Here is a 9336-nt window from a genome sequence, read left to right on the forward strand (position 1 = left end):
CAGCAATATAACCCTATAGGCATATTGCATTCATGGCCACCGCCCTGTTCGAGATCCTCGCCGAGCCGCATCGCCGCCGGATGCTCGACCTGCTGCGCGAGCAGGAGCACACCGTGGGCGAGCTGGTGGACGCGCTCGACATGAGCCAGCCCGCCGTGTCCAAGCACCTGCGTGTGCTGCGCGACGCCGGCCTGGTCGAGGCACGGGTCGATGCCCAGCGCCGCATCTACGCCCTGCGGCCCGAGCCGCTCGCCGACGTCGACGCGTGGCTCGCGCCCTACCGCAGATTCTGGCGCGGGAAGCTTGCCGCGCTCCAACGCCACCTCGCCAGCGATGGCTGACCCCTTCACCGGAGAGTACGACGTGACCAAGACGACCACCCCCACGAGCAGCGGCGATCGGATCGAGGAGCAGGTGCTGCTGCACGCCCCCCGCGCCCGCGTCTGGCGGGCACTGACGAGTGCCGACGAGCTGGGCGTCTGGTTCGGCGTGAACCTCGCCGGGGTCACCATCGCTCGCGGTGCCCACGTGGTGGGACACTTCACGATCCCGGGCTTCGAGCACATCAGGTTCGACGTGACGATCGAGGAGATGGTGTCCGAGCGGCGCTTCGCCTGGCGCTGGCACCCGCACGCCATCGACCCGACCGTCGATTACTCCGCGGAGCCGCGGACACTGGTCACGTTCACGCTGGAGGACGCGCCCGAGGGCGGCACGCTGCTCCGCGTGGTGGAATCCGGCTTCGACGCACTTCCCGCCGCGCGGCGCGCGCCCGCGTTCCTCGGCGACAGCGCTGGCTGGCGGGGGCAGCTGCAGAAGCGACTGCCGGCCTACCTGGCCTCCGTCTGACCTGCCGCACATTGAACCGAGGAGAGCACAGCGATGACAGCACACACGACCGGAACCCGACAGCAGTGGCTCGCCGCCAGGCTCGAGCTGCTCAAAGCGGAGAAGGAGCTGACCCGGCGGAGCGACGAGCTGGCGGAGCGGCGGCAGGAGCTGCCGTGGGTCCGGATCGACAAGCAGTACCGCTTCGACACCGACGAGGGGACCGCCTCGCTACCAGACCTCTTCCGGGGGCGCTCGCAGCTCCTGGTCTACCACTTCATGTTCGGATCCGACTACGCGGCGGGGTGTCCGCACTGCTCGGCGATCGCGGACGGCTTCAACGGGTTCGCCGTGCACCTGGCCAACCACGACGTGATGCTCGGTGCGGTGTCACGGGCGCCGCTCGCCAAGCTGCAGGCGTACAAGCGGCGCATGGGGTGGAGCTTCCCGTGGGCGTCGTCAGTCGGAAGCGATTTCACCTCCGACTTCGGTGCGGGGTACACGGAGCAGGAACTGCGGTCAGGCGCGGCCGAATACAACTTCGGGTCGGCGGACTGGCCGCCACTCCCGATCGGCCAGGAGGGACCGCTCGCCAAACTCGCGGCGGAAACCGGCACCGACTGGGCGACGTACACGCGGGAGGCACCGGGCATGAGCGCGTTCGTACTCGAGGCCGGCGTGGTCTACCATACCTACTCGACCTACGCGCGCGGGGTGGACGGTCTCTGGGGGATGTATCAGTGGCTCGACCGGGCGCCGCGAGGGCGCAACGAGACCGGCCTCTGGCTCCATCGCCGGGACGAATACGCGAGCAAGTGACGCCCGTGACAGCGGGGCATCCGGGATGGATGCCCCGCTGCCCTCGCTTCCGCTGGTGAGGACTCGAGCCTGGATTCCTCATGGCACTATGAGGACTTGGTTCTTCCTTCCACTCATCCGAATGCCGGATGAATCTGCCGTGATGGAGGCGCCGTTCAGATAGTACTTGCCCCCGGTCACTGCACTGTCCTTCAGCACAAACGTCCAGCCGTTCTCGGTGGCATCGACGGTGTACTCGACGCCTTTCGCCGACCGTGCGCGGGAAAATGAAATCCGGTTCCCTCCCACCCGGAGATCGTGGATGCTCATGTCCTCCCATCCCTTCGGAAGGTGCGGCTCGAACACCACCTTCCGATGCACCGCATCGGGCTCGATGCCGAAGACATGCTGGACCAGGGGCAGCACGATACCGTACATGGTCCAGGCGATCACAAAGCAGCCGTAGTCAGGCATCATCTCGGAGATCGAGCCGGGCAGCTTTCGGTTGAAGGTCTCCACGATCCTCCGCATGTACCACAGCGCCTCGTCGGTCCTCCCGTACTTGCCTTCGGCGACAGCCGCCACCCCGGTGGCGATCGTCATCATCGCCTGCCGATCGACCGCCGAGAGGTATGGGCCGTATTTGCCGACCCCGTGACGGCGGAGCTGGTCGAGTCCCCGGATAGCGAGGCTGCGCGGCGCGATACCCATCTCCATCGGCGTGATCACCACCAGGTTCTGGTTGGTCATCCAGGCTCTCGTCGTATCCGGCATCGCGGCGAACCTGTCCCCTAGCTGCTGGTAGTAACGGATCAGCTCCCGGTCCCGACCGGTAAGCTTGTCGGGGCCCGGGAGTCCGATCTGCTTGGCCGCGCCTTCGGCGGCGCTGACTGCCTGCGCTCTGGTGCCGTAGACATCGGCATAGGAGCTGTCCTCATCCAGCCAGAAGCGCTGGTTGATCCGCCGCTTCAACTCCTCCGCCACGGGTCGGTAGCGTGACGCAGCTCGGTCGCCCAGGAGATCTCCAATCTCGGCGGTGGCGACCAGCGCTTGCTGCGTCGCCGCCGCGACATCGATGACTTCCGCGTTGAGGCCCAGGATCTCGGTGATTCCGTAGCCCTCCGGAAACAGGTCTCTGTTCCGGTCCTGGTCGGTGAGGAGCCAGTGTAGGCCTTGCTTCATCGCGGGGTACATCTCGCGGGCAAAGGCCAGGTCGCCGGTCCACCGGACGACATCCCTCACCGTGATGATGAATCGGGCGGTCTCCTGAGTGTTTCCCGGATTGGAGACGCCCCCGTTGGTCGTCACCTCGTGGACGATGCGGCCGTTGCCGTTGGCTTTGGCCGACACCTTCCGGAGGAGCCGCAGGGTCTGCATCGCGAGGGCGGCGTCTCCCGAGGCCAGGAGCGCCTGGAGCGAGTAGGTCTCGGTCCCAAACCACCAGGGATACTCCATGACCCCGCCGCTCAGTCCCCGCCCGAGTCCCGGGACGTCCCGAGCCAGCCACTCGGCATCGATCTTGACCCAATCGTAGACCTGCTGCAGTTGCGGATCGGGGATGCTGATGCTGGCTCTATCGATGAGGGCGGCGTAGCGCGCCTTCTTCATTTGCAGGAGCTCGCGGTGGTGGCGAGCGAGCTGACTGAACGTGGACTCGGCAGCGCTGCGGGTGGTGTTGGAGCCGGCAAAGACGAAGGTCAGGGTCGAGCTGTCGTGAGCTTCCAGGGATATCATGTGCCGGGACGCGGCGGTGACTCCGTTCCCGGCACTGGCCAGCGGCTCTGGGTGCGACACCGGTTGAACTTGCGCCGGCGTGGCCGCCCCCCAGAGCACGAACCAGGGGTGGCGCGTGTCCCGCGCCAGATAGCGGCCGGTCCTGGTCTGCCATGCCACAGTGTCGCGCGCGTCCTTGATGCCGAGCTGATCGGAGAACCACACGGGGAGGAGATCGGTCTTGACCGAAAGCTCGAGCCTCAGGCGCCTCCCCCGGCCACCGCTGTTCCTCAGGGTGTACTGAACGATGACCCCGGGGTAACCGTCCGGGCTGAACTGGAATCGATCGACCTGCAGATCGTCCAGCACCGCGCCGTATCTGAGCCGGTTGCCGTAGGGATAGTTGAGGAACTCGGCGCTCTTGAAGAGCACCGTGGCCTGGCCCGACGCGCTATCGGTGATCGTCGCGCGAAAGCCATCGATCAGCTTGATCGGGTGAGCCCACAACCCCGCCATCTCACCCGGCACATGGCCACCCAAGTCGGGGAAGTTTCCGTCCTGGGTTCCGATGAGATAGGCTCGGTCTCCCGCGGTCACGTATGGATCGCCCGGGTTGTGGCCGTGGTTGCTGAGGCCAGTCATCACGCCGGCGGCGTAGTCGCCCTGCTGCGCCTGGGCGACGCAGGGGTGGATGAGCAGGACACAGAGCGGAAGGAGAGCGGAGACGAACGACGATTTCACGTGTGATCACCGCCTGCGGGAGACATCGGTGCCAAGATGCTCGACGTCGGAGTCGATCCTCAAGGTACACCTTCGCACCCGCCGTGAGGGCCCCTCGGGCCGCCTCATCGGAACGAGCGCGCACCGGTTCGGCGCGTTAGCTACGTCGCTTGTTGCCAAGCAACGGCCGAAACCCTAACAACCTACATGAACAAAGCCCCGCATCCCTTGGGAGCGCGAGGCTTGGGTTTGATGTTGCCACCTGTGTTGCCAAGAGTCCGACTCCTGAACTCCTCAGCCCTGTTTGGCCACCCGGCCCAGCTCAACCACCGGGGCGCAACCGTCGCAGCACCCCGTCTCGAGAAGCTCACCTACGCACCGGGCAAGGGCCTCCGGTCCGAACGGTTTCGCCAGGAGCGGACCCTCCTCGGCCCGGTCCGGCGCGTCCTCGCCGCTGATGAAGAGCACCGGGAGGTCCGGCTGGAGCCGCCGCAGCGCGGTCGCCAAGGTGTCACCGTCAGAGCCGACCAGTTGCAGGTCGATCACCGCCAGGTCGAACGTCCCCTCCGCCTGCCAGACGAGATCAATAGCCTCCATCGCCGCGCCCGTGGAGCGGACCTCATAGTCGTCCACCTCGAGGGTGCGGACGATGACGCTCCGAACCGCCTCGGTATCATCAACCACGAGCACACGCGGGCGATTGACCCGTCGCCGGGTCCGGGCGGCGCCCACCGCGGCCGTGGTCACACCTACCAGCCATCGCTCCGCTGCGTGGAGATCGGCGAACGTCGCGAACTGAGGATTCCCGCCGGCGCCGTAATCCTGATACAGCGAGGCGACACAGGCGTTGACGTCGTTGCCGGGCACGAAAGCCACCGGGGCACAACCGTGCCGGTCGCGGAGCTTGGCCGTGAGATCGGCCAGGATCCGCACGTCCTGCGGCGACATCGTCAGGGCGCTCTGGCGCCCATCGATCAGCCGTGGGATCCGAAGCCAATCGCGCTGGGAGAGCAGGTAAAGGTAGTGGGCCACATCGGCGAGGCCGATCATGCCGATGTAGGTCGTGCGCACGAGGCCAAGGTCCTCGTCATGGAGGAACATGATGGGCATCGGTCGCCTCGGATCGGCTCCAGTGTGCTGTACCCCAGGGGGGCGCCACGCTGCGCCAGCAAATTAGCAGGTTCGGGGTGCCAAGGGAGGTGCCGGGGGGGTGCCAACGCGAGTTAGGTGGAAAGCAGGTCGGGGGTCCTCAGAAGGGCGCAGTTTCAGGGTGGAGGTGCTCACGCAGGCACTAGACGGGTGAGTGCTTCGCGAAGCAGTGCCGCGGGATCAGGGCCGGCCAGAGTAAACGGTTCGTAGCCCTTATAGCGGGGCCTCACATGAAGAATGTAGGAGGGGACCTTCCCAGTCCCTTCTTGATGGCTCTCAAAGGCTGCGCGACGGCTCAAGGCCGCCCGCACCTCGCTGTAACTGAGCTGCTTCTGGAGATCGTTTGACATAGGACGAAGCTACCTCAGTGTGTCATCCCCCGATAGGAACCAAGATCTATCGGTGTAGACCTCCCTTCCACCCTGCCACTCCCGGACCAGCCAGGTCTAAGTTTCTACCCGAGGTTCCCACGTGTCTTTCCCGTAACTGGAGGAGCCAAATGGCAGGCGACCGAAGCGACATTGTTGCCATCATGGCGGCCATTATCTATGCGGGCCGCACCGGGGAGTCGGCTCAACCGCCAACGGACAAGGAATTTGGAGTGATCGCCAGAGCCGCATGGGATCTTCACAAGGCCGTGGTGGCGGGCGACGAGGTGCGCAGCGGCAGAGCGGGCTTTGAGCAACCTTAAGGTGATGAACTGGTAGGGGTGTGGTTCACGAGACCTGCTCACCCAACAGTCGCAGCGCCTCCCGTCCTGCCTCGGTGCACCGTGCCGAAGCACCCTGCCGAGTCTGTCCCCGTTGCCGGGTCTTCTCGTCCGCGATCTGGAGCTCGACCCAGCCGGCCTTCTGCATGTCCTTGAGACTGGCTAAGGTCGCCTCGTACCGTGCCACCGCCGCCCGACCGGCTCCCTCCGGCATGAACGTCACAACCTCCACCTGGGCGAGGGACTTGAGCAGGGCGAGCTCGGCGGCCGTCAAGGTGCGCAATTACCAGATAACCTATCGAATGCCCATGACTTTCGTGATTAGGCCATTATGGACCTCCCACACAAAGATCTGCGTGCCCGTCTTGCCTCCAGGCAGCCCAGTGGCCGTTTCCTGCCACACGACGAAGTCCCCCTGCACAATGCGAGCATCAGTGGTGGCATGAACGGACGGCGCCTTGGCAAAAAGCCGACGGAAGCGTGCTCGTACAGAATCCCTGCCTTCAAATACCAACGAGTCGGGGTAGAGATAGAAGCGTACATCCGGAGCGTGCAGCGCCACGAAGCCTTCGAGATCATGGCGGTTGTAGGCATCGGCCTGCATCTGGACAACCCGTTCGGGCGCCGAGGACTGCTCCTGCCCTGAAGCGGTCGAGGGCTGCAGCTGCGGGCCGGCACGCCGACAGGCCACCGCAAGCAGCATCAGCACTACAATGTCTCGCATACCAACCTCCTAGCCAGGGACTCACTCGCCAGCGGCGTCGGCGCACACCCCGCGGTGGCGAATCATTCATTCTACAACTCGCTTCCCCCCGGAAGGTCAGCAGGCGGGCGGCCGTGAGTGAACACAGGACAGGTAATCGTTACTGGAGTCACGGCGGTTCCTCCCTGAACTCGAGCTGGCTCGCGCTCACGTGCAGGACCTTCCCTGGCGCGTCCAGCCATACGTGGCCCGGCAGTGTATCCCCATGACCGGCCAAGCCCAGCGGCTCAGGGTGGCGCTCCAGCACGGGCACCCACGCGGTCGGCGGCCCCGGTCGCTTCCAGGCGAGCCCGGGACGGCACACGGGCCCAGCGTTGAGGGCTGTTTGACGGTGCTTCGCTATCTCGATCATCACTCACAGGGGCGGTCACCGTGGAAGGCGTCTTTTTTCCCTGGATTAGGGCCGAGGAGCCTAGCCCCAGACCCTGAGGTACAAAAGCAGGTCAATCACAGCCACGCCGACGATGGCGATCCACCCGAAGGCTCTTCCCGGGGCAGCGGGCGCACCGTACGAATACGGCGCCAGGGCATCACGTCCCCGCGTAAGGTCGCCTCGCATCCGAGCGAGCGTGGCAGCGATCTCATCGCTAATATGGACCGCCAAGAGACCAGCCTCAATGGCAGTGGCCCTGGCGGATATGATGTGGTCTACCGACTCCATCGCTACGATAAGGGCCCCCCATGCTAGATCCGACACATCCGCCGCAATGGTGCCACTGTACTTTCGCCATACCTCCGTTGAGAGGTCCGGTACCTCAGTACTCCACCAATGCCTTTTCTCGATCGCTATTTCGGCCGCAGCCTCCGCCCGTATCAGTTCGGCGTCGATTAGGCGCGCTGCCCTCTTGACCTTAATGGCATGAAGGCGGTCCTCCCTTACTCTGTCTGACCGCGCTATCAGATAAATGGTAGCCGCGCCGATTGTCGCCCCGGTGATGGTCGAGACCAGGGCGACGATAGCTACAAGAATCGCGGGGTCAGGCGCACTCATTTCCTGTAGTTCCTGCGGGTTCCTGCGGTTCTGGCGGGTCCCGGCGCTCCTCGATGCGTCGAGGGCCTTGCCGTAGAGCTGATCGCGCACCCGAAAAAGGTACTTCTCGATCTCCTCGGCACACGGGCCCAGCGTTGAGGGTTGGTTGAGGGAAGCGTGTAATCGTCCGGCATGGAGACAATGCTACAGACTGAGGGGGGTGAGGGGGAAGACTACCGCAGCTGGCCGCTCCGGCAGCGGCTGGAGCTGCTCGCCTTCGATGCCGGGCTCATGGGGGTGCTGGCCGCGCTCCTGGCGGGACTCTGGGAGGCGATCGATGCGCTCCAACTCTACGCGCGTGCGCGGCTAGTACAGCTCAAGGCGCCAATCGCCGGTGAGTGGGCGATTGGCGCTCACATTTCCTCTACTGTGCTGGCTTCGACGCTTGTGACCGAGCCCTCGGTGCCGCGGGCTTCCGCGCCCAGAACTTAGGATCCCGTGCCACGAACTCCGCGGACAGATAACTCATCTGGGGATTCACGCTGAAAATGAGGTCCTCCACCGAGGAGTACCCTTCGGCCAGGCTGCTCAATTTCTTTCCCGCTTCCTCATTGAAGGCCTTCTCGATGGCAGCCCCAGTGCCGGTGGCCGGGTCGATCTCGGCCAGCGTGCGATGTGGGATAAAGACGAGATAGGTCGGCCCGGGCATGCCAGCCATCACTCCGTAGGTCGCCCAGGGGGCCTGGATCTTCGCCTGGCCCAGCGTCGTCTTGTACAGCTTGGCTGCCTCCGAAAAATTATCCTCGTGCCCAGGACGGACTTGAAACACCAGTACCTCCCAGACTCGCATCTGGGACACATCGATGTCGGGACCGTTGCTGAGATCGGGAACGTAGCGGGCGAGGAGGAAGGTTGCACGTGAAATATTGGCCGCGTCCGCCTGGGCAAAGCGATCGATTTCATCATTGAGACCGGGTGCCGCCTGAACGGCCTTGTCGGCCTCCTCGATCTCGGCCACCGAGCTGTGACCTTCGACCCACCAAGCCTCGGATGGGCCGTACATGGTAGTCAGGGCCATGTTATAGCCCGGAATCTTGGCCTTCTCCCAGGCGTGGGCCCAGGCTGACTCAAGCGCCACGTGTGGTCCTGCTCGACCCGGTTTGACCTCCTCGCGGGCGATCCGGAGGTACGCTGGCGGTGAGTCCTGCTGAGCGGCAAGGGAACCGGCCGTGGTGAGAAGCGAGATCGATCCTGCGAGGTGAATAGCGCAGCGAGCGATGTGCGTGAGCATGACTGAACCTCCAGACGAGAAGGGGCGGAGAGGACGCACGGGTAGCCGGCCTCCGAGGAGGACTGCCTTGCGACCTAGCGTTGGCCGGGTCTGTTATTGTCGATGGGTGGTATGCTTAGATAAGGCGCGGTACAACGGTCGTCAATACCAGGGGAGGCGGTCTGGGATGCGATCGACGGGCTGGCCCGGACAAAGTTCAGGCCGAAAGTCGCCCGCGCTCCTGGACCATCTCCGCGAGCGCGCCCGCCACCTCAAGGAAGAGCGCCGGCCACTCCTCTGCCTTGGACTGCCGGAACAGCCGGGTGCTCCCGTACCGAAGTGTGCCGGCCAGATGGGCGACCTGCAGGTGACGCCGGGCAATGGGACCTGGGCTGCGGATTCGCGACACCGAACAA

At 64.8% G+C, this 9336-nt stretch carries 11 protein-coding genes; 4 read left to right on the forward strand and 7 right to left on the reverse strand.

The genetic code is table 11. The features are described from left to right. Window positions 1-32: 32 nt before the first annotated feature. From VHR41_19350 to VHR41_19360, 3 genes are read left to right on the forward strand one after another with little or no spacing between them, the layout of a single operon-like run. Window positions 33-341 (forward strand): metalloregulator ArsR/SmtB family transcription factor, encoded by a 309-nt coding sequence (locus VHR41_19350; GenBank protein HEX3236355.1) that lies wholly within the window; start codon window positions 33-35, stop codon window positions 339-341. Between the two features lie 22 nt (window positions 342-363). Beyond that, entirely contained in the window at window positions 364-849 is a 486-nt protein-coding gene (locus tag VHR41_19355) for an SRPBCC family protein (GenBank protein ID HEX3236356.1), read from the forward strand. Window positions 850-882: 33 nt separating this feature from the next. Beyond that, entirely contained in the window at window positions 883-1647 is a 765-nt protein-coding gene (locus VHR41_19360; GenBank protein HEX3236357.1) for a DUF899 domain-containing protein, read from the forward strand. 78 nt (window positions 1648-1725) lie between these two features. Here VHR41_19360 and VHR41_19365 read toward each other — a convergent pair whose 3' ends face one another. Together VHR41_19365 and VHR41_19370 are read right to left on the reverse strand one after the other, a co-directional pair. Continuing rightward, the gene (locus VHR41_19365; protein HEX3236358.1) at window positions 1726-4080 is read right to left on the reverse strand and encodes a hypothetical protein; all 2355 of its coding nucleotides are present in this window, start codon (window positions 4078-4080) and stop codon (window positions 1726-1728) included. A 273-nt stretch (window positions 4081-4353) separates the two neighbouring features. Further along, window positions 4354-5169: a response regulator gene (locus VHR41_19370; protein HEX3236359.1), complete on the reverse strand. Its 816-nt coding sequence runs from the start codon at window positions 5167-5169 to the stop codon at window positions 4354-4356. Window positions 5170-5707: 538 nt separating this feature from the next. Here VHR41_19370 and VHR41_19375 point away from each other — a divergent pair. Next, window positions 5708-5899: a hypothetical protein gene (locus tag VHR41_19375; GenBank protein ID HEX3236360.1), complete on the forward strand. Its 192-nt coding sequence runs from the start codon at window positions 5708-5710 to the stop codon at window positions 5897-5899. A gap of 25 nt (window positions 5900-5924) precedes the next feature. Here VHR41_19375 and VHR41_19380 read toward each other — a convergent pair whose 3' ends face one another. The 5 genes from VHR41_19380 to VHR41_19400 form a co-directional block, all read right to left on the reverse strand. Then, window positions 5925-6200 (reverse strand): hypothetical protein, encoded by a 276-nt coding sequence (locus VHR41_19380; protein HEX3236361.1) that lies wholly within the window; start codon window positions 6198-6200, stop codon window positions 5925-5927. A gap of 12 nt (window positions 6201-6212) precedes the next feature. After that, window positions 6213-6620 (reverse strand): nuclear transport factor 2 family protein, encoded by a 408-nt coding sequence (locus tag VHR41_19385; protein HEX3236362.1) that lies wholly within the window; start codon window positions 6618-6620, stop codon window positions 6213-6215. Window positions 6621-7092: 472 nt separating this feature from the next. Continuing rightward, a complete protein-coding gene (locus tag VHR41_19390; GenBank protein HEX3236363.1) occupies window positions 7093-7761 on the reverse strand; it encodes a hypothetical protein in 669 nt (222 codons plus the stop codon). 313 nt (window positions 7762-8074) lie between these two features. Beyond that, window positions 8075-8941, reverse strand: a complete 867-nt coding sequence (locus tag VHR41_19395) for a hypothetical protein (protein ID HEX3236364.1) — start codon at window positions 8939-8941, stop codon at window positions 8075-8077. A gap of 196 nt (window positions 8942-9137) precedes the next feature. Continuing rightward, window positions 9138-9336 (reverse strand): hypothetical protein (locus tag VHR41_19400; GenBank protein HEX3236365.1); only part of this gene is annotated, 199 nt, incomplete at its 5' end.

This window comes from Gemmatimonadales bacterium (assembly GCA_036265815.1).
In the GTDB taxonomy this organism is placed as follows: domain Bacteria; phylum Gemmatimonadota; class Gemmatimonadetes; order Gemmatimonadales; family GWC2-71-9; genus CAVVWJ01.